The sequence below is a fragment of the Pantoea sp. EA-12 genome, from assembly GCF_030053355.1.
GTDB lineage: Bacteria > Pseudomonadota > Gammaproteobacteria > Enterobacterales > Enterobacteriaceae > Pantoea > Pantoea vagans_C.
Map to the genome: position 1 here is coordinate 107,923 of NZ_JASGBY010000008.1, position 19,363 is coordinate 127,285.

Here is a 19,363-nt window from a genome sequence, read left to right on the forward strand (position 1 = left end):
AACAACATGTCTGGCGGATTAGTGACTGCAGCATACATTGTTGCCGCAATTCTGTTTATTTTCAGCCTTGCGGGTCTCTCAAAGCATGAGACCTCCAAGCAGGGTAATATTTTTGGTATGAGCGGCATGGCGATTGCTCTGCTGGCCACCATCTTCGGTCCAAACAGCGGTAACGTTGCGTGGATCCTGTTGGCAATGGTGATCGGTGGTGCAATAGGCGTGCGTCTGGCGAAGAAAGTCGAAATGACGGAAATGCCAGAGCTGGTGGCGATCCTGCACAGCTTCGTGGGTCTGGCTGCGGTACTGGTGGGCTTCAACAGCTACCTGGACCACGCTCCGGGTCTGGCACCAGTGATGGAGAATATCCATCTGACGGAAGTGTTCCTCGGCATCTTTATCGGTGCAGTGACCTTCACCGGTTCCCTGGTGGCGTTTGGCAAACTGCGCGGCAAGATTTCGTCAAAAGCGCTGATGCTGCCGCATCGCCATAAAATGAATCTGGCGGCGCTGGTGGTTTCCTTCCTGCTGATGCTGTGGTTTGTTCAGACGGACAGCACCGCTTCGCAAGTGGTTGCCGTACTGCTGATGACGGTGATTGCGCTGGTGTTCGGCTGGCATTTGGTGGCCTCGATAGGCGGTGCGGATATGCCCGTGGTGGTCTCAATGCTGAACTCCTACTCCGGTTGGGCCGCAGCGGCTGCAGGTTTTATGCTGAGCAACGACCTGCTGATCGTGACCGGTGCGCTGGTCGGTTCTTCTGGTGCCATCCTCTCTTACATTATGTGTAAAGCGATGAACCGCTCGTTCATTAGCGTGATTGCCGGTGGTTTTGGCACGGACGTGAGTGTCGGTGGGGAAAGCGAAGAAGAGGGTGAACATCGTGAAATCACGGCGGAAGAGACCGCAGAACTGCTGAAAAACTCGACTTCGGTGATCATCACCCCTGGCTACGGTATGGCGGTGGCGCAGGCACAGTATCCGGTGGCAGAAATTACCGAGAAACTGCGTGCGCGTGGCATCAAAGTGCGTTTCGGTATCCACCCGGTGGCGGGGCGTTTACCTGGACACATGAACGTGTTGCTGGCGGAAGCGAAAGTGCCGTATGACGTGGTGCTGGAAATGGACGAGATTAACGATGATTTCAGCGACACGGATACCGTACTGGTTATCGGTGCCAATGACACCGTTAACCCGGCGGCGCAGGAAGATCCGCGCAGTCCTATCGCGGGCATGCCGGTGCTGGAAGTGTGGAAAGCGCAGAACGTTATCGTGTTCAAGCGTTCGATGAACACCGGTTATGCGGGTGTGCAGAATCCACTGTTCTTTAAAGACAACACCCAAATGTTGTTTGGCGATGCCAAAGCCAGCGTAGAAGGTATTTTGCGCGCGCTGTAAGCCGTTACCGCAGTAAGAAGAAGGGCGACCCGATGGTCGCCCTTGTTGTTTCAATCGTCCTCGTCTTCTTCATCGTCGTAATCAATCGGCGATTTAAAATCGTCAGGTTTGATCGCCAACAAATCACAGCGCAGATGGTCAATCACTTGTTCCGCGGTATTCCCCAAAAACGCTGCCGACAACCCGGTACGCCCAATGGTGCCCAGCACCACAATCCCGACTTCCAGATGTGAAGCGATATCCGGAATGACCTCTTCAGGTAGACCTTTCGCCACGTGGGTAAACTCTTCACCGATGGAGAATTTTTGCCGTAACGCTTTCATCGCCACCAGATGCTGGCCGCGGATCGCGTCGTTATAAACGCTGGGATCGAAGTCAGGCAACTCGATGGCGATATTGATAGGGGTGATCGGATAGGCGCCGACCAGGTGAACTTCCGTGTGGTTGACCATGTCGGCCAGCAGAGCGGTTTCGCGGATCAGTTTCTGATTAAGCTCATCATGATGGGGTTCTTCGCTCGCCAGATTGACCGCTACCACTGCTTTACCGCCTTCCGGCCAAGGCTGGTCTTTTACCATCCACACCGGGCACGGGCATTTACGCAGCAGATGCCAGTCTGTAGGGGTAAAAATCACCGCTTCCAAACGATCGTGTTGATGGGCCATTTTCAGCACTAAATCATGCTGATGCGCCATCACTTCCTGAATAATCGCCTCGTAAGGCCGGTTGTGCCACACCACGGCGATCTCGATGTCAACACCAGCATCCAGATAGGCATGGGCCTGTTGGCGAATCCACTCGGTACGTTGGCTGATCACCCCTTTACGCATGTTGGATCGCTCATCTGGCGACAACAAGGTGGTCATTTCATAGGAAAAGTCGTAGATAGGCAGGAAAGCTTTGATTTTTCCGCCGATACGTTGATTGAGATACACCGCACGGCGCAGCGCGGGTTGGTCATCCTGCTGGGCGTCAATCACAACCAGAATATTTTGGTACCGGGACATAAGGCAATCTCCTCAAACCAAAGCAAGTTGGATTAAAGATAGCCTAAGTTGGCGCAGGGCAGAAGGGGAAAAGTTGTTGCCGGATCAATAAAATAACATTTATCGACCCGGCACAGAATCAGGCAGCCTGTTCAGCCTGGCCAGCCAGTTCTGCTAACAAAGCATGGTTTTCAATGGTGATGTATTTGCCTTTTACTGCCAACATACCGCTTTTCTGGAAGCGGCCCAGCAAGCGGCTGATGGTTTCTACCGTTAGTCCCAGGTAGTTACCAATGTCGCCGCGTGTCATGGTCAAACGGAATTCACGTTGTGAAAAACCACGCTGACCGAAACGGCGCGACAGGTTCCAGACAAAAGCCGCCAGACGCTCTTCCGCGTTCTTTTTTGATAGCAACAGGATCATGTCCTGATCGCCTTTAATCTCGCCACTCATCAGACGCATCATCTGCTGGCGCAGTGCTGGCATTTTACCGGAAAGGTCGTCGAGGGTTTCAAAAGGAATTTCACACACCATGGCCGTTTCAAGCGCCTGGGCGAAACTGGGGTGATGCGCGCCGACAATGGCATCAAAGCCGACCAGATCTCCGGCAAGATGGAAACCGGTGATCTGTTCGTCACCCTGTTCAGTAATGGTGTAGCTTTTGATGGTGCCGGAGCGGATAGCGTAAAGCGATTTCAGTTCATCACCGGCTTTGAACAGCGTCTGGCCTTTCTGAATTGGCTTTTTGCGTTCGATGATATTATCCAGCTGATCAAGTTCGTGTTCGTTCAGCGTGAAGGGAATACACAATTGGCTAATGCTGCAATCCTGGCAATGGATGGCACAACCGCCTGACTGAATACGTCGAATGCTGCGTTTTTCCTGGATCATATAGGTTCGCTCGGTGATTATTGACTGCTGTCAATTTTAACATTTTTATTGGTTAAGGGAACTCATCCGAGCAGTAATAATCCTAAAAACCCCACTAAAGGCGGGTATTCCTGCGTTTACGCAACCTGGATGCCAACGCGTTTTTTGATCTGGCACGTTTTCTTTCCATGTTTACATCTGTTCACAGCTTGTCATCAGACAAAACGTGACAGATGTGATGCCAAAAATCCTTTGCTACTATTTGCTTTTGAGCGGCATGTTGCGTTAAGCAAACCACCAGGCGTGAGACGAAACCATGAACCTAGACGATGAAGACCTTTTCCGGGATGCCATGGGCGATGTGACACCACTGAAAGATTGCGCTAACACCCAATGGCTGCGCGCACCTTCGACCAAAGAACCGCGCGCTGCGCAATTGCGCGATGAAGAGGAGAATTTCCTTACCCGAGGCTTTCTCGACATTATTCCACTGACGACGCCGCTGGAATATAAAACGGAAGGGATTCAACAGGGCGTACTGGATAAAATGCGACAGGGGAAATACCCGCTGGATGCCAGTCTGAATCTGCTACGGCAGCCAGTGGAAACTTGCCGTCAGTCGTTGTTTAGTTTTATGCGACAAGCCCAGAAACAAGGGTTGCGTAATCTGCTGATTATCCATGGCAAAGGCCGGGACGATGAATCACATGCCAATATCGTGCGTAGCTATCTGGCGCGCTGGCTACCCGAATTCGAAGAGGTGCAAAGTTTTTGCATCGCACAGCCGCAGCATGGTGGCGGTGGCGCACTCTACGTCGGCTTACGTAAAACCGAACAGGCACGCCAGGATAACCGTGAGCGCCACGCCAAGCGCAGCCGTTAGTCAGGTGTGGAATTTACGAATGGTCGCCATCAGCACTTCGGCACTGAGGCTTAGGCTACTCGCGCTTCGCGTAATGATCCCAACCGGTTCTCCCGGTCCCGGTGAGTTAATTGGTAGTGCCGCAACGGCCTGATGGCTCAAATCTTCTTTGATCGCACCAGAAGGCACAAACCATACATAGTCATAGCGTAGTGCCAGTTGACGGGCGAGGGAAGTCGATGACGTTTCCACGCAGTTGGCGGGAAGAGAACAACCCTGTTCATCCAGCATATGCTGCGCGATGCGGCGCGGCGCGGTGCCTTCTGGTGAAATCACCACCGGCCACTGCATGGCGCGCGACAGCGTGACGTTGTCACTTAAAAGCGGATGCTCAGGGCGTACCACCAGCTTCAGTGACTCCAGGAATAGCAACTCATAAGTGAGTCCCGCCATCATTTCACTGTCCGCCATACGACCGATACCAATATCAAATTCTCCGGCACGTAGACCCGCCAGCAGCACGTTGTTGTGTAAGGTTGCAACCTGCACTGTGGTATTGGGCTGCTGTTCGTGGAATCGATCGAGAATTTGCGGCAGCATCCCCATCGCTGCAGTCGTCAGGGCGCCTAGGCGGATCACCACCGGCCGACCGGGCTGCGGGGTATTAAAGCTTTGGCCCGCATGATTCAGTGCATCGAGCACCTTCACTGCATGAATCAGAAATTGCTCGCCTAAAGTAGTGAGTTGCGCGCCGAGACGACCGCGTTCAAACAGCCGTGCTCCTGCCAGCTCTTCCAGCTCGTTGAGCGTTTTGGAAAGCGCAGGTTGGCTTAGATTCAATGTTTCAGCCGCGCGCCCCAGCGTCCCTTGTTGGGCGACAGCCACAAAGGTGTGTAAATGGCGCAAGCGAATGCGCTGATTGAAAAGGATATTTTTGTCCATAGCCCTCAACATAATGAGTTTTGTCGGGTGGCGGCAACTGAAAAAGGGGAATTATGTTAACTTCACTGCAAAATTATATTAACAAAATCGGCAATCCGTACCGGTTTTACTAACGCATTGTAATGATTCGATAAATTGAAAACGCATTTCAAGGCAAAACTATCACCTTCTGTAATATCAACTGCTTAATCTCGCAAAATTTGAATAATTCTCAGTTACACTCAAAAATCCTGCCCGTTATTGTTAACGATGAGCTATCATTAGCGCCGTTTTTTTTACCAAAACTGATGACATACCCTAAATAATTCGAATTGCTGCATAAAAAGCGCTTGCGCAGCCAACGCAACTGCGGTGAGAAGTAGAACAGGTATAGACAATGAAAGTGCAGGAGTTAATCAGTGACCAGCGTTGAAGCCGTAGATGTTCGCCAGCTCATTAATCAGAGTGCGCTCAGTCGCTGGCAAAAGCGCCTGATTGCACTGTGCTTCATCGTTGTGGCGCTGGATGGTATGGACATCGCGTTAATGGGCTTTATTGCTCCGACATTGAAAGTCAGTTGGGGCGTCACCAACCATCAACTTGGCATGGTGATCAGTGCAGCGCTGATCGGGCTGGCGTTAGGCGCGATGGTTGCCGGGCCTTTGGCCGATCGTTATGGTCGTCGGGTCATGATATTACTCAGCGTGGGCTTCTTTGGTTTGTGGACGCTGGCAACCGCCATGGCGCAAAACGTGGAACAGATGATGCTGTTCCGTTTTCTTACCGGCCTGGGGCTGGGCGCGGCGATGCCGAATGTCGGGACGCTGGTGGCGGAATACGCACCCGAGCGCCGCCGCTCTTTCATTATTACCGTGGTGTTTTGTGGCTTTACCTTTGGTGCTGCCTCCGGTGGATTTGCCGCTTCCTGGTTGCTACCTCGCTATGGCTGGCATTCGGTGATGCTGATGGGCGGCGTGTTGCCCTTGGTTGTGCTGCCATTCTTGCTGCGCGGTTTACCTGAGTCGGTGCGGTTTCTCATCAGTCGCCGTGCGCCTGCTGCACGCATCCACGCCATTCTTGAACGGATGTTGCCGGGCGTCGTTCAGCCCGATAGCCATTATCAGTCCAGTGAACATATCGCCGTGCGTCGGGGGGCAGTGGCCACGGTAGTGTCAAAGCGCTACTTGTTTGGCAGCCTGATGCTGTGGGGCGGCTACTTTATGGGCTTGTTCCTGGTGTATCTGATCGGCAGTTGGATGCCCTCGCTCATTAATACTTTGGGCATGTCCGTCACGGAAGCGGCTATTGTCACCGCCATGTATCAGGCGGGCGGTACCGTGGGTTCGCTGTTTGCAGGCTGGCTGATGGACCGCATCAATGCCAATATCGCCCTGGCGGTGATCTATTTCTGTGGAGGCATTGCGATAGTCGCGCTGGGCTTCTCACCGGCTGAGGTGGGCTTGATGAGCGCGATTGCCTTCTTCAGTGGCTTCTGTTTCAACGGGGCCAATACCGGCATGAATGCCTTATCCGCCAGCTATTATCCTACACATGCGCGTGCCACCGGGTCGAGTTGGATGCACGGCGTTGGGCGCGTGGGGGCGATAATGAGCGCGTTTGTCGGCGCAGAACTCCTTTCCCTCGGCTGGTCTTTTAGCCAGATTTTCCTGTTACTGGCGATCCCTGCCGTATTGACCACCATCATGCTGGCGTTGAAGTGCCGTTTTGGCGACCAGGCCGAACGGCTTGAGTGACAGGGCGATCACAGTTCGACGAAATTCTCCCACGGCGTTAAAGGGTTGATCTACATTAGCAACAACCCTTTAGCCCGAGGTGATGACCATGGAAAACTTTCTCACCAGCGATGCCATTCGCACGCTGTTCTCCCAGGCGATGTCCAGCATGTATCAGCAAGAAGTGCCTCAGTATGGCACGCTGACGCAATTGGTCACCGCCGTGAATGAACGTACGCTGGAAGCCAACCCCGCCTTAAAAAACCGCCTGGCAGCCGCCGATGAACTGAGCCGTCTAAGCGTTGAACGCCATGGTGCGATTCGTGTGGGAACGGCTGCTGAACTCAGTATGCTGCGGCAGATGTTTGCTGTCATGGGCATGGAACCGGTGGGATATTATGATCTGTCCCAGGCGGGTGTGCCGGTTCACTCCACGGCTTTTCGTCCTGTCAGCGACAGTGCGCTGCGGCGTAATCCCTTCCGCGTGTTTACTTCATTACTGCGACTGGAGTTGATTGATGATCTGGCATTACGCGAACAGGCCGCCGCGATTTTAGCGGCGCGAGATATCTTTACCGAAGAGTGTCGAGCATTAATTGCCCGGCATCAGCAACAGGGTGGATTAGATGCCGCTGATGCGGCCCGTTTCGTCAAAGAGGCACTGGAAACATTCCGCTGGCATGCCCATACCACCGTAGACAGCAAGACTTACCACGCCTTGTCTCAGCAACATCGTTTAGTGGCTGATGTTGTGTGCTTCCAGGGCTGTCACATTAACCATCTCACACCGCGCACCCTTGATATTGATCGCGTGCAAGCGCTGATGCCCTCACGGGGTATTGATCCGAAAACGCTGATTGAGGGGCCGCCTCAACGGCAGGTGCCGATTTTGCTCCGTCAAACCAGTTTTAAAGCGCTGGAAGAGGCAGTACATTTTAACGATGGATCGCCGGGTACCCACACCGCGCGCTTTGGCGAAATTGAGCAGCGCGGTGCCGCATTAACGCCAAAAGGTCGTGCACTCTATGACCGTCTGTTGGCGGAAGCGGGGACCGGTGCTGACAACCTGCATCATCAACAGCATCTCAGCGCCGTATTTCGCGACTTCCCCGATGTTGAGGACTCACTGCGGGAGCAGGAGCTGGCATGGTTCCGCTACCGTTTAACCGATAAAGGGGAACATCAGCGTCCACAGCCAGGTGAAAGCGTGGCGCAGTTGCTCGCTGAGGGGCGGTTACAGGCCGAGCCGATTATCTATGAGGATTTTCTGCCAGTGAGTGCAGCGGGCATTTTCCAGTCTAATCTGGGTGATGAAGTGCAGGCGCGTAGTGCAGGGAATGCCAGTCGGGCGGATTTTGAAGCCGCATTAGGTGCAAAGGTGCAAGACGAAATGGCGCTCTATCAGCAGATGCAACAGCGCAGTCTGGCGCGTTGCGGCATTGTCAAAGCCTGAGAAAGCCGGCCTGTGGAGGGGCAATCCCCTTCACCGGACCGGCTATTTTTTCTTCTACTATTTATTGCAGGCGCGAATCACGCACCAGCGTGTACTTCCCGGCACCCAAGAACATGATGGCGAGCGCGCCAAGCAGATAAAGGGCTTCTGTTTCCAGAGACCAGGCTCCTACATCTGTTCGATGCCAGACGGCGCCCATTTTTACCAGCAAGGTCGCGACAATCATATTCACCGCAATAATGAAGGCCGCTGGGCGCGTCATTAAACCGATGATCACCATCACAGGTGCCACTATTTCCCCGATGTAAGCACCGTAAGCGATGAAACCTGGCATACCTTTTACGGCCAGCAAATGGGCTATCCAGTCGACGCCATGCATCACTTTGAATTCGCCATGAAACAGCAGCAGGCCGCCAAATGTGAGACGTAACAGCAGTTTACCGAAATCCGGGTGATCACTCATCCGGCTGAACATCTGATTGATTCCACCGAACATCGCGCTTCTCCGTCTCGCCAGGTTAACTTAAAACTTTAGAACACATTGCCATGCCAGGGTTAGCCAAAAAATTTGATGGTGTTGTTCAGTGGATCGAATGCTGCTTCGGCTTAATCTGCAAATGCTTTCGGAACATGGACATTCGTGCAAGGCCTGCAAATAATGGAACTACGCATTATCCGGGAACCCGAGATGAAAAACGAACGACGTCTGAGGATTATGACCGCAGAGGGCGAACTCAGAGGCCTGATTGATGATGATCTCTTTGTCTTCAAGGGAATACCTTACGCCGCTGCACCGGTAGGCAAATTACGCTGGCGTCCACCGCAGCCGGTCGCACCCTGGAAAACGGTGCGTGATGCCACCGAGTGGGGCAATGCCAGTTGGCAGAATCGTGACTATTGTGTGGCCGTTGGTGGTGGTGATCCGGGCTGTTATAGTGAGGACTGCCTTTACCTTAATATCTGGACGCCGGACGTCGAGCCTTCGCATCCGATGCCAGTCATGGTTTGGCTGCATGGCGGCGGATTTACTATCGGTGCTGGCAGCCTCGACCCCTACCGCGGTAAAGCCCTGGCTGCGCAGGGCGTGATTGTGGTGACGCTAAATTATCGGCTGGGCCATTTTGGTTTCTTTGCGCATCCTGCGCTGGATGCCGAATATCAGGCCAAATCAGTTGTCAATAATTTCGCCCTGTTAGACCAAATCGCGGCATTGCAGTGGGTTCAGCGTAATATTCCGGCTTTTGGCGGTGATCGCCATAATATCACGTTGTTCGGCGAGTCTTCGGGGGCGCGCAGCGTGCTGTCGCTGTGTTGTTCACCCTTAGCAGAAGGGTTGTTTCACAAAGGCATTGTGCAGAGTGCCTATAGCTTGCCGGATGTGCCGCGTAAAAAAGCGCAGCAGATTGGCAGGCAGGTCGCGGCACATTTTGGTCTGACCGACCAGGCCACTGCAGCGCAATTGCGTCAATTACCTGCCGACCAGTTTTGGTCGTTGCAGCGATCGCTGGGATTAGGACCGGTGGCAATCAGTGGTGATACGGTATTGCCCAAACCGATGCTGGACACTTTTATGGCAGGCAAACAGCATCGCGTGCCGCTGATGGTGGGTAGCAACAGTGATGAAGCCAGCGTGTTGGACTATTTTGGTGTTGATGCCGCGCAGGTGTTGCAGCAGATGCGCAAGAAAAACCGCTTTAGCTATAGCCTGATGAAATGGTTATACGATATCCATGACGATACGTTATTAGGCCGCTCAGTAGCGCGCGACATGGCCTTCACGGTGATGCCATTGCTGGTCGCGCAATCTCAACACGATATTGGTATGCCGGCCTGGCGCTACTGGTTCGACTATGTCTCAGAGAACGCGCGCGATCTCTATCCACACGGTACCTGGCACGGCAATGAAATTCCTTATGTGTTCAATACGCTTGGCACGCTGACACCGCCGGTCGAGCAGGCTTACACCGAGACGGATCAAGCCTTCGCGCGAAAGGTCAGCGCGTTTTGGGTCACTTTTGCGCGTGATGCCACGGAGTTTAGCTCGGAACTCCGGGGGGAGTTAGCCTGGCCGGTATGGCGACCGCATGCAGACCTGACTTTAGCCTTTGGTCACAATGGTCAGCCCCAGTCTGTATTAAAAGCAAAATTTATGCGAGGACGCCTGCGACTGTTCCGCATGATGATGCGCAACCACGTCAAACTTTGATAAGTGCGCTAATAGTGAAATTGCGCAAATGATTTTTTAAGGCAAATTTCCCGCTAATCCACTGATTAATATTGATAGCCAGTTTTATCCGCCTTAAGCAGCCAGCAATTAATTAGCTTATTAAACCGTTACATTTTCCCTAACCGATGCCGATAAACGCAATATGCCCTATTTTATCGGGCCTCCTTCGCGTTTCACACCAAGGGATTATGTATGGGTATCTTAAAAAACTTCACTATTCGCGCCGTGATGCTGACCATTCTGGGTTTGTTCTGCCTGTTGTGGTGTGCAGTTGGGTTATTCAGCGTCCACTCGCTTAATGCCCTCGGCGATGGGAATGAGATTGACCGTGAGTTAGTCAATCAGATGACGGTACTGAGCAAAGGGAACGATCAATATTTCCGCGTAGTCACACGTTTGTCACGTGTGATGGAGGGGCGCGCAGCGGGTGCTGTCGTGACCGCCGAAGCCTTCGCACCGGTACAGCAAGCGCTGGACAATATGAAAGATCAGCTCGCGCAATTTAAAGCCATGGCGCCCGGTCCAATGGACAGCGAAACCGCCAACAGCGTGATTGCTAACTGGCAAAAACTGCTGGACGAGGGCATCGCACCGCAGGTTTCGTTAGCGCAGCAGGGTACCGTGGAAGCCTATCGGGCACAGGCAAATAACGTGACGCCAGCGTTGAGCCGCGCATTTGGTACCAGTGCTGACGCATTCAACAAAGCGGCTGGCAGCAAACTGGATGAAACCCGCGTGAATGTCGATAAACTCACTAACATGACCAAGATGATCATTCTGGTCGCGGTGGTGTTCGGTCTGGTGATTCTGCTGTTCACTGATCGCTACCTGGTGGCGATGCTGGTGAAACCGCTCGAACGCGTGCGTAACCACTTTGCAGTGATCGCCCAAGGGGATTTGAGCCAGCCAATGGAGGATTTTGGCCGTAACTGTGTTGGTAAGCTGGTACCGCTGCTACGTGCTATGCAGGACAGTCTGCGCGACGCCGTGAGTGCGATTCGCAGCGGCACGGAGAATATTTACCGCGGTGCGGCAGAAATTTCGTCGGGCAATAATGACCTCTCTTCGCGCACTGAAGAGCAGGCAGCGGCACTGGAGCAGACGGCTGCCAGCATGGAGCAGTTAACCGCCACAGTGAAGTTCAACGCCGACAACGCGCGCCAAGCCAGTGTTCTGGCGGAAACTGCCACCAGCACGGCGCAGCAGGGCGGTCATTTGGTGGGTGAAGTCGTGACCACCATGGAAGGCATCTCCGGTAGTTCGAAGAAAATTGCTGAGATCACCAACGTCATCAATAGCATTGCATTCCAGACCAATATTTTGGCGCTGAACGCCGCGGTAGAAGCCGCACGCGCGGGTGAGCAAGGGCGTGGTTTTGCGGTGGTGGCGAGTGAAGTGCGCAACCTGGCACAGCGCAGTGCCAACGCCGCCAAAGAGATCGCCACGCTTATCGAGGATTCAGTGCAGCGTGTCGGTAAAGGTTCCGAACTGGTGAGCAGCGCAGGCAGTACCATGAGCCAGATTCTCAAATCGGTTCAGGACGTCAATGAGATCATGAAGCACATTGCCTCCGCATCCGAAGAGCAGAGCAAGGGCATCTCACAAGTGGGCACCGCGGTGACCGAGATGGACAGTGTCACCCAGCAAAATGCCTCATTAGTTGAGGAAGTTTCCGCTGCGGCCAGCGCCCTGGAGCGTCAGACGCAAGAGCTGCAGGCATCGGTCGCGAAATTCCGCTTATCCGATAGCACACCGGTGAGTCAGGTTACTCCAGCACCTAAACACAGCGTACCGCGCCGTCCCGCGCTGGCTCCTGCCACCGCCGTTCAGCCTAAGTCGGCCAGCGCTGACGATTGGGTCTCATTCTGAGACTGACATAACCACGCCACCAGTTCTGGCAGGAACGGTGGCGCATCCTCTTCCGAACGCTGTAACAAGCTATAGGCGGCCCCGGTTGCGACACAATCCGCAAACGGGGCAATCAGCCGACCATTGGCTAAATCATTCTGCACTAACGTCACATCTGCCACCGTCACGCCAAACCCTTGCATTGCTGCACTGATTGCCAAATCCATGGTGGCGAAATGCTGGTTGCGCGCCATGGGCAGATGCACGTTTTGCTGAGCAAACCACAGTTGCCAGTCACGCATGTCATTGGTGGGATGTAAAAAGGTGAATTTGGCCAGATCGCTGATGCTGCCTGGTGGCGAGATGTGGCTGCCCAGCACGGGTGTCAGCTTCTCATCAAACAGGCGGATTGACCCCGCCGGTGGGGCGCCAAACACAATCGCAGCGTCATAGTTCTCGAGCAGCGAGGCATGATCCAGCGTGGTGGTGAGAGCCACGTGAATTTCAGGGCGCTGCTGTTCCAGCGCCACCAGGCGTGGCACTAGCCAACGCATCGCGCAGGTTGGGGCTTTTAAGCGTATTGAGGCGTTGCTGCGGCTGGCTTTTTCCGTGGCACTGAGCAGCATTGCGTAACCCTGCTGTAGTTCTGGCAGCAAGGCTGCACCTTGCGCGGTGAGATGCAGCCCGCGTGCATGGCGTTCAAACAGGGAGAATCCTAGCCAACTCTCCAGCGTGGCGATCTTACGGCTCACCGCACCCTGGGTGATGCACAACTCAACGGCAGCACGCGTCAGATTAAGATGGCGCGCGGTCACCAGAAACGCATGGATGGCATTCAATGGCAGAGCAGAGCGGGACATGATGGCCTCAAGCTATGATTTTTAATCATGGCTATTATGACAACAAATCGCTTGTCGACTCAAGCCACACGCCGTTGAATAGAAATCTACTTTACCTAATTGGTTATGCAACCTTGCGGAGCAACGATGACCCTGAATAGCAGTGTTAACATCTCTTCCAAACAACCCGATGTCGGCACGACGATTTTTAGCGTCATCGGCAAACTGTCTGCGCAGCACAACGCCATCAACCTGTCACAGGGTGCACCAAATTTCCCTTGCGACCCGAAGCTGGTGGAACTGGTCAGCAAAGCGATGCGTGAGGGGCATAATCAATATGCTTCCATGACCGGTTTACCGGCACTGCGTGAAGCGTTGGCGGAGAAAGTCCACACGCTTTACGGCCAGCAATATGATGCAGGCAGCGAAGTGCTGATCACTGGCAGTGCCAGTCAGGGCATCTATATGGCGATTTCCGCATTGGTGCATCCTGGTGATGAGGTGATTTTCTTTGAGCCGGCCTTCGACAGTTATGCACCAGTGGTGCGCTTACAGGGCGCCACGCCGATAGGCCTGAAACTGCAGGTGCCTGATTTCGCCATCAACTGGGATGAGCTGCGTGCCAGCATTACGCCACGCACCCGTATGATCATCATCAACACGCCGCACAACCCGAGCGCGCAGGTGCTAACACCGGCCGATCTGGAACAACTGGCGGCACTCACGCGCAACACCGATATCGTGGTGCTGTCTGACGAAGTTTATGAACACATTCTGTTTGATGGCCGTGCCCATTGCGGTATGGCCACGCATCCGGAACTGGCGCAGCGTAGTGTGGTGGTCTCTTCGTTTGGTAAAACTTTCCACGTCACCGGCTGGCGCGTTGGCTATGCGCTGGCACCTGCGGCGTTGATGGAGGAGATCGTCAAAGTGCATCAGTTCATGATGTACGCGGCAGATACCCCCATGCAGGTCGGTTTTGCCCACTATCTACAGGACCCGCAAAATTACCTGCAACTGTCACCGTTCTATCAGGAAAAACGCGATCGCCTGCTGGCCTTGATGCAAGATTCGCCATTTAAGCTGCTGCCGAGTGCCGGTTCCTTCTTTATGTTAGCCAGTTACGGACATTTCAGTGACGAAAGCGACAGTGAAATGGTAAAACATCTCATCGTCGATCACGGTGTGGCCACCATTCCGTTGTCGGCGTTTTATATGGACGGCACTGACAATAAATTAATTCGCCTGTCATTCGCGAAAGACGACGCAACACTGCAGGCTGGCGCAGAAGCGCTTTGCCGGGTTAAAGGGTAATTAGGGGAAGAATAATGAAAAAGTTAAACGCACTGTTTGTAGCTCTGGGTATGCTGACTTCTGCACACGCGCTGGCGCAGGAAACCTTACGTTACGGTCTGGAATCACAGTATCCACCGTTCGAAAGCCGCAACGCGCAGGGTGAGTTAGAAGGTTTTGATATCGAACTGGGTAAAGCAATCTGCCAGGTCGGTAACTTTGATTGTAAGTGGGTGGAGAGCAGCTTTGATGCGCTGATCCCTGCGCTGCAAGCGAAGAAATTCGATGCCATCAACTCAGCGATGAACATCACCGAAGCACGTGGTAAGAGCATCGACTTCACCAAGCCGATCTACCGCATTCCTACCATGCTGATCGTGAAGCAGGGTGAGAAACTGCTGCCAACGGCAGAGTCGCTGAAAGGCAAAAACATTGGCGTACTGCAGGGTTCTATCCAGGAAACTTACGCGAAGAAGCACTGGGAACCGCAGGGCGTGACCGTCACCTCTTATCAGGATCAGAACCAGGTTTATAACGACATGGTGGCAGGTCGTCTTGACGGCACGCTGGTGATGTCAGCCGCGGGACAGTCTGGCTTCCTCGATAAGCCGCAGGGCAAAGGTTTCGCCTTCGTCGGCAAACCGGTAGAAGATGACACCATCCTCGGTTCTGGTATCGGTTTTGGTCTGCGTAAGGGCGATGCCAAGCTGAAGGGCGAACTGGATGCGGCGATCACCAAAGTGCAGGCTGACGGTACTGTCACCAAGCTGGCGGCGAAATTCTTCCCAGGTATTGATGTAACAGCCAGCAAATAACAGCTGTTCGCCAGGTCGCCATAAATGGTGACTCTACGGTCGTAGGGTGCGCATTCATGCGCACCTGGTTAATCACCGCACGGAATTATTTTGCGGCTAAATAGCACAACGCTTCCGCCACCTGATACGACTTCACAAACGACGGCACCGGTAAAAACTCAAAACGTGAGTGGAAGTTGTGCGCGCCGGTGAAGAAATTCGGCGTCAACAAACCTTTTGCCGACAGCGCTGCACCGTCCGTTCCCCCACGCATCGGGATCACTTTCGGCTCCACGCCCACCTGATCCAACGCCGCAAAAATCAAATCAATCGCCCGACGATCTTCACCCACGGCATTGCTGATATTGCTGTAAGTATCGCTAATGGTTAACGCCACATGCCCGGTGGGGTAAAGCGCAGCAATCTCATCCGCCACTTCCACCAACTGCTGTTTCTTCGCATCAAATCCGACAAGATCGAAATCACGTATCGAGGCTTTCAGCACCGCGCGGCTGGCATTGGCATTGATATCGTTAAACCAGATATAGCCTTCTCGACCTTCGGTATGTTCAGGCGTGGCTAAGCGATCAAAACGCGAAATAAAATCGTGTGCCATCAGCAGCGGGTTAACCAGCACTCCTTTGCCCGACATCGGATGCGCCGGTACGCCGGTAAACACCAGTTCAGCCGCCGCCGCATTAAAGTTTTCATACACCACTTCACCCAGCTCGCAGCAGTCAATGGTCCAGGCGAAATCCACGTTGAAGCGTGTCTCCAGATCCAGGGCCTTCGCGCCGCGTAGGCCAATCTCTTCATCAGGCACAAACGCCACCACGATGTCGCCATGGTCGCCCTTGAGATTTTCCATTAACGTCATCACCACCGTCACGGCAGCTTTGTTGTCGGCACCCAGCACGCTGGTGCCATCACTGAAGATGATGTCCTGACCCACATAAGGTGCAATCTCCGGATGTTCCGCCACACGCAGCCAGATATCTTGCTGGCTGTTGAGGCACAAATCCTCACCCTTAAACGCCAGGGTCTGTGGATGGATATCGGGAGATAAGCCAACGTCCACGGTATCGATATGGGTGATAAAGCCAATGCGCGGTGCGTTGGCGCGGTTGCCGGGTTTCACTGCGGTCACGGTGGCATGCTGATCAATCACTACATCTTGCAAGCCCAATTCACGCAACTCCTCTGCCAGCAATTCCGCCATAGCATGCTGCGAAGGAGTGCTAGGTAAGGTGGTGGATTTGGCATCGCTCTGGCTGGAGACCGCCAGATAACGATAGAAACGCTGGGTCAGTTGGCTAACAAGAGGCTCTGTCATCACTATTCCTTATAAGCTTTGCGCGATGTGCATTACACACAGCAGATAAATCATGTTAATAATCAATACATACCGATGAGGGCTCATGGAAGTCAATAAAAACGAGGTTGAAAATGAAAAAGATGATGATGAAGTTCACACTCAGTGCCTTGGGTTTGGCACTGGCAGGCGGGGTATCAGCGAAGACGCTGGTGTACTGTTCTGAGGGCTCGCCGGAGAACTTCAATCCACAGCTATACACCTCTGGTACCAGCGTGGATGCCAGTGCCGTGCCGATTTTCAACCGGCTGGTCGATTTCAAACCCGGCACCACTGAGCTGGTGCCCAGCCTGGCGGAAAGCTGGGACATCAGCCCAGATGGCACGGTGTACACCTTCCATCTGCGTAAGGGCGTGAAGTTCCAGAGCAATAAACTGTTTAAACCTTCGCGTGATTTGAATGCTGATGACGTGATCTTCTCGTTTATGCGCCAAATGGACCCGAAAAATCCGTATCATAACGTCTCGGGGGGCAATTACACCAATTTCGATAGCCTCGAATTGTCGAAGTTGATCAAGGGCATCGATAAAGTCGATGACAATACGGTGCGCATCACGCTGGCACATGCCGAAGCGCCGTTCCTCGCCGATCTGGCGTGGTATTTTGCCTCGATTCATTCAGCAGAATACGCAGACCAGATGTTGAAGGCCGGTACGCCAGAAAAAGTGGATATGGAACCGATTGGCACCGGGCCGTTCGAGTTGGTGCAGTACCAGAAGGATTCGCGCATTCTGTATAAAGCCTTCCCGGACTACTGGCAGGGCAAAGCGAAACTGGATCGCATCGTCTTCTCCATCACGCCTGATGCCTCGGTTCGCTATGCCAAACTGGAGAAAAATGAGTGTCAGGTGATGCCGTTCCCCAACCCGGCCGATCTCGACAAGATGCGCGCTAATCCAGATTTAACGCTGGAGCAAAAATCCGGCTTGAACACCGGTTTCCTGTCGTTCAATACCACCAAAGCACCGCTGGATAACGTCAAAGTTCGCCAGGCACTGGCGATGTCCATCAACAAGCAGGCGATCATCGACGCGATTTTCAAAGGCACCGGAACCGTGGCGAAAAATATCCTGCCGCCGGATGTGTGGAGCGCGGATAAGGATCTGAAAGATTACGATTACGACCCGCAGAAAGCCAAAGAGCTGTTACAGGAAGCCGGTATCAAGCCGGGCACCGAAATTTCGCTGTGGGCGATGCCGGTGCAGCGCCCGTACAATCCTAATGCGCGACGCATGGCCGAGATGATTCAGGCCGATTGGGCGCAGGTGGGCATCAAAGCCAATATTGTCAGCTATGAGTGGGGTGAATACCTCAAACGCGTGAAAGGCGGGGAGCATCAGGCGGCGCTGATGGGCTGGACCACCGCAACCGGCGATCCAGATAACTTCTTTGGCCCGCTTTACAGCTGCACCTCGGCAAACGGCGGCTCTAACTCCTCAAAATGGTGTTATCAACCGTTTGAGAAGATCATTACCGAAGCACGCGCAGAGCAGAACCACGACAAGCGCGTGGCGCTGTACCGCGAAGCACAGCAGATCATGCACGACCAAATGCCTGCCGTGATGATCGCCCACTCCACGATTTTCGAGCCGGTGCGCAAGTCTGTCAGCGGGTATACGATTGATCCCTTCGGCAAACATATCTTTTATCCGGTGGATATCAAAAATTAATACCGCAAGTCGCAGCCTGGTGTAGATTTTGTAGGGGAGGCGCCAGAGCCTCCACATCAACGCTCGCAACGTTGACGAAGCACACTCAACTGCTGTTGTAAAAAAGCCAAAAACACATTCAGGGCGGCGCTACGGGGCCGCCCTGATTGCGCCTGCAATTGCAGATTACGCTGGCTGAGCTGATCAATCCCTACCGACCGCAGCACCAGGCCATGAGTTTCTGCCTCCTGCAACACCGTAAAGGCACTGCAAATCGTTAAAGCCAGCGGCGTACGCAGCAAAAACTGGAACAGCGTTGAAAAGGTATCGCAGGTAATCACCGGCTCAATCAGGTTGCCGCTCATATGGCTCGCCAGCTCGAACAGTTGGCGTACCGTAGTGTTTTGCTGCGGCAGGGCCAGCGGATAGTGGCTGATGTCGCTGAGATCCACCTGTGGTGAGCGGGCCAGTGGATGCGTCTGATGCATCACTAACAGCACCGGTGCAGGCCACGAGCCAATAACCTCTACGCCGCGCTCAGCGTGCAGGCTGAATTGCAGTGCGACATCGCACTCGCCGCTGCGTAACAGTTCAGCCACGCCTTGCGTGCTGGCGACTTTAATATCAAACAAAATGCCAGGATTGCCTTCACGAAAGGTGGCTATCAGAGTGGGCAACAGCGTGAAAGCCAAGCCATCGGTACAGGCAACGCGTATTTGCGTGCGGCGCACGGCTTTCAGCCCTTTGATCTCCGCCAGCGCATACTCCATATCCAGCATATTTTTGCGCACGTGGCTGGCAAAGATTTCCCCGGCTTCGTTCAGTACCATGCCTCGGGCATGGCGTTCAAACAGCGGCACGCCAACCTGCGTTTCCAGTCGCTGAATCTGTCGACTGATGGCGGAGACGGCAACAAACAGCTGCTCGCTCGCCGCACTGAGCGACCCCGTATTGGCGACAGCGAGAAAATAGCGAATTTCATTACTTAACATGCGCGTGCCTCATGCTGGTGCATGCCTCGAAAATGGGCAACTGAGCTTTGCTTTAAAAGCAAATCTTACTCGATAAATTGATAATTGTGGCAAAGCAGTGTTTCAGCAAAGATGACAAAACCATAATA

16 protein-coding genes are annotated in these 19,363 nt (G+C 53.6%); 9 read left to right on the forward strand and 7 right to left on the reverse strand.

What is annotated here, in order from left to right; translation table 11 throughout:
- The first annotated feature begins 6 nt into the window (after positions 1–6).
- Entirely contained in the window at positions 7–1,395 is a 1,389-nt protein-coding gene (gene pntB / locus QMZ30_RS14090; RefSeq protein ID WP_283227836.1) for a Re/Si-specific NAD(P)(+) transhydrogenase subunit beta, read from the forward strand.
- 50 nt (positions 1,396–1,445) lie between these two features.
- On the opposite strand, the gene uspE is transcribed toward pntB, so the two are convergent.
- A complete protein-coding gene (uspE, locus tag QMZ30_RS14095; protein ID WP_283227837.1) occupies positions 1,446–2,402 on the reverse strand; it encodes a universal stress protein UspE in 957 nt (318 codons plus the stop codon).
- A 118-nt stretch (positions 2,403–2,520) separates the two neighbouring features.
- Positions 2,521–3,273 carry a fumarate/nitrate reduction transcriptional regulator Fnr gene (fnr, locus tag QMZ30_RS14100; protein WP_283227838.1) on the reverse strand — a complete coding sequence of 251 codons (753 nt, stop codon included), beginning with the start codon at positions 3,271–3,273 and terminating at the stop codon, positions 2,521–2,523.
- 295 nt (positions 3,274–3,568) lie between these two features.
- Between fnr and smrA the strand changes: the two genes are divergently transcribed.
- Positions 3,569–4,135 (forward strand): DNA endonuclease SmrA, encoded by a 567-nt coding sequence (smrA, locus tag QMZ30_RS14105; protein ID WP_283227839.1) that lies wholly within the window; start codon positions 3,569–3,571, stop codon positions 4,133–4,135.
- Here the strand turns inward: smrA and QMZ30_RS14110 are convergent, their stop codons facing one another.
- Positions 4,136–5,056, reverse strand: coding sequence for a LysR substrate-binding domain-containing protein (locus QMZ30_RS14110; protein ID WP_283227840.1), 921 nt, complete (start codon positions 5,054–5,056; stop codon positions 4,136–4,138).
- A 398-nt stretch (positions 5,057–5,454) separates the two neighbouring features.
- Between QMZ30_RS14110 and QMZ30_RS14115 the strand changes: the two genes are divergently transcribed.
- Together QMZ30_RS14115 and hglS are read left to right on the forward strand one after the other, a co-directional pair.
- A complete protein-coding gene (locus tag QMZ30_RS14115; protein WP_283227841.1) occupies positions 5,455–6,789 on the forward strand; it encodes an MFS transporter in 1,335 nt (444 codons plus the stop codon).
- Positions 6,790–6,877: 88 nt separating this feature from the next.
- A complete protein-coding gene (gene hglS, locus QMZ30_RS14120) occupies positions 6,878–8,221 on the forward strand; it encodes a 2-oxoadipate dioxygenase/decarboxylase HglS (RefSeq protein WP_283227842.1) in 1,344 nt (447 codons plus the stop codon).
- A 61-nt stretch (positions 8,222–8,282) separates the two neighbouring features.
- On the opposite strand, the gene QMZ30_RS14125 is transcribed toward hglS, so the two are convergent.
- Positions 8,283–8,717 (reverse strand): DoxX family protein, encoded by a 435-nt coding sequence (locus tag QMZ30_RS14125; protein WP_283227843.1) that lies wholly within the window; start codon positions 8,715–8,717, stop codon positions 8,283–8,285.
- 192 nt (positions 8,718–8,909) lie between these two features.
- Between QMZ30_RS14125 and QMZ30_RS14130 the strand changes: the two genes are divergently transcribed.
- Both QMZ30_RS14130 and QMZ30_RS14135 read left to right on the forward strand, forming a co-directional pair.
- The gene (locus tag QMZ30_RS14130; RefSeq protein ID WP_283227844.1) at positions 8,910–10,427 is read left to right on the forward strand and encodes a carboxylesterase/lipase family protein; all 1,518 of its coding nucleotides are present in this window, start codon (positions 8,910–8,912) and stop codon (positions 10,425–10,427) included.
- 213 nt (positions 10,428–10,640) lie between these two features.
- Positions 10,641–12,317 (forward strand): methyl-accepting chemotaxis protein, encoded by a 1,677-nt coding sequence (locus tag QMZ30_RS14135; protein WP_283227845.1) that lies wholly within the window; start codon positions 10,641–10,643, stop codon positions 12,315–12,317.
- Here QMZ30_RS14135 and QMZ30_RS14140 read toward each other — a convergent pair.
- Positions 12,275–13,156, reverse strand: coding sequence for a LysR substrate-binding domain-containing protein (locus tag QMZ30_RS14140; RefSeq protein WP_283227846.1), 882 nt, complete (start codon positions 13,154–13,156; stop codon positions 12,275–12,277). The two genes, QMZ30_RS14135 and QMZ30_RS14140, sit on opposite strands and share 43 nt — an antisense overlap.
- Before the next feature lie 126 nt (positions 13,157–13,282).
- On the opposite strand from QMZ30_RS14140, the gene QMZ30_RS14145 reads away from it, so the two are divergent.
- Together QMZ30_RS14145 and QMZ30_RS14150 are read left to right on the forward strand one after the other, a co-directional pair.
- Positions 13,283–14,449, forward strand: a complete 1,167-nt coding sequence (locus tag QMZ30_RS14145; RefSeq protein ID WP_283227847.1) for a methionine aminotransferase — start codon at positions 13,283–13,285, stop codon at positions 14,447–14,449.
- A 14-nt stretch (positions 14,450–14,463) separates the two neighbouring features.
- Positions 14,464–15,243 (forward strand): transporter substrate-binding domain-containing protein, encoded by a 780-nt coding sequence (locus tag QMZ30_RS14150; protein WP_283227848.1) that lies wholly within the window; start codon positions 14,464–14,466, stop codon positions 15,241–15,243.
- Positions 15,244–15,328: 85 nt separating this feature from the next.
- Here the strand turns inward: QMZ30_RS14150 and pepT are convergent, their stop codons facing one another.
- Entirely contained in the window at positions 15,329–16,555 is a 1,227-nt protein-coding gene (gene pepT, locus QMZ30_RS14155; protein ID WP_283227849.1) for a peptidase T, read from the reverse strand.
- 113 nt (positions 16,556–16,668) lie between these two features.
- Between pepT and QMZ30_RS14160 the strand changes: the two genes are divergently transcribed.
- Positions 16,669–18,264, forward strand: coding sequence for an ABC transporter substrate-binding protein (locus QMZ30_RS14160; protein WP_283227850.1), 1,596 nt, complete (start codon positions 16,669–16,671; stop codon positions 18,262–18,264).
- A gap of 56 nt (positions 18,265–18,320) precedes the next feature.
- Here the strand turns inward: QMZ30_RS14160 and QMZ30_RS14165 are convergent, their stop codons facing one another.
- Positions 18,321–19,235, reverse strand: coding sequence for a LysR family transcriptional regulator (locus QMZ30_RS14165; protein WP_283227851.1), 915 nt, complete (start codon positions 19,233–19,235; stop codon positions 18,321–18,323).
- Between the last annotated feature and the right edge of the window lie 128 nt (positions 19,236–19,363).

Bases quoted from the DNA above. Each gene is read 5' to 3' on its own strand.
- pntB (WP_283227836.1), top strand. From the start codon at position 7: ATGTCTGGCGGATTAGTGACTGCAGCATACATTGTTGCCGCAATTCTG.
- uspE (WP_283227837.1), bottom strand. From the start codon at position 2,402: ATGTCCCGGTACCAAAATATTCTGGTTGTGATTGACGCCCAGCAGGAT.
- fnr (WP_283227838.1), bottom strand. From the start codon at position 3,273: ATGATCCAGGAAAAACGCAGCATTCGACGTATTCAGTCAGGCGGTTGT.
- smrA (WP_283227839.1), top strand. From the start codon at position 3,569: ATGAACCTAGACGATGAAGACCTTTTCCGGGATGCCATGGGCGATGTG.
- QMZ30_RS14110 (WP_283227840.1), bottom strand. From the start codon at position 5,056: ATGGACAAAAATATCCTTTTCAATCAGCGCATTCGCTTGCGCCATTTA.
- hglS (WP_283227842.1), top strand. From the start codon at position 6,878: ATGGAAAACTTTCTCACCAGCGATGCCATTCGCACGCTGTTCTCCCAG.
- QMZ30_RS14125 (WP_283227843.1), bottom strand. From the start codon at position 8,717: ATGTTCGGTGGAATCAATCAGATGTTCAGCCGGATGAGTGATCACCCG.
- QMZ30_RS14130 (WP_283227844.1), top strand. From the start codon at position 8,910: ATGAAAAACGAACGACGTCTGAGGATTATGACCGCAGAGGGCGAACTC.
- QMZ30_RS14135 (WP_283227845.1), top strand. From the start codon at position 10,641: ATGGGTATCTTAAAAAACTTCACTATTCGCGCCGTGATGCTGACCATT.
- QMZ30_RS14140 (WP_283227846.1), bottom strand. From the start codon at position 13,156: ATGTCCCGCTCTGCTCTGCCATTGAATGCCATCCATGCGTTTCTGGTG.
- QMZ30_RS14145 (WP_283227847.1), top strand. From the start codon at position 13,283: ATGACCCTGAATAGCAGTGTTAACATCTCTTCCAAACAACCCGATGTC.
- QMZ30_RS14150 (WP_283227848.1), top strand. From the start codon at position 14,464: ATGAAAAAGTTAAACGCACTGTTTGTAGCTCTGGGTATGCTGACTTCT.
- pepT (WP_283227849.1), bottom strand. From the start codon at position 16,555: ATGACAGAGCCTCTTGTTAGCCAACTGACCCAGCGTTTCTATCGTTAT.
- QMZ30_RS14160 (WP_283227850.1), top strand. From the start codon at position 16,669: ATGAAAAAGATGATGATGAAGTTCACACTCAGTGCCTTGGGTTTGGCA.
- QMZ30_RS14165 (WP_283227851.1), bottom strand. From the start codon at position 19,235: ATGTTAAGTAATGAAATTCGCTATTTTCTCGCTGTCGCCAATACGGGG.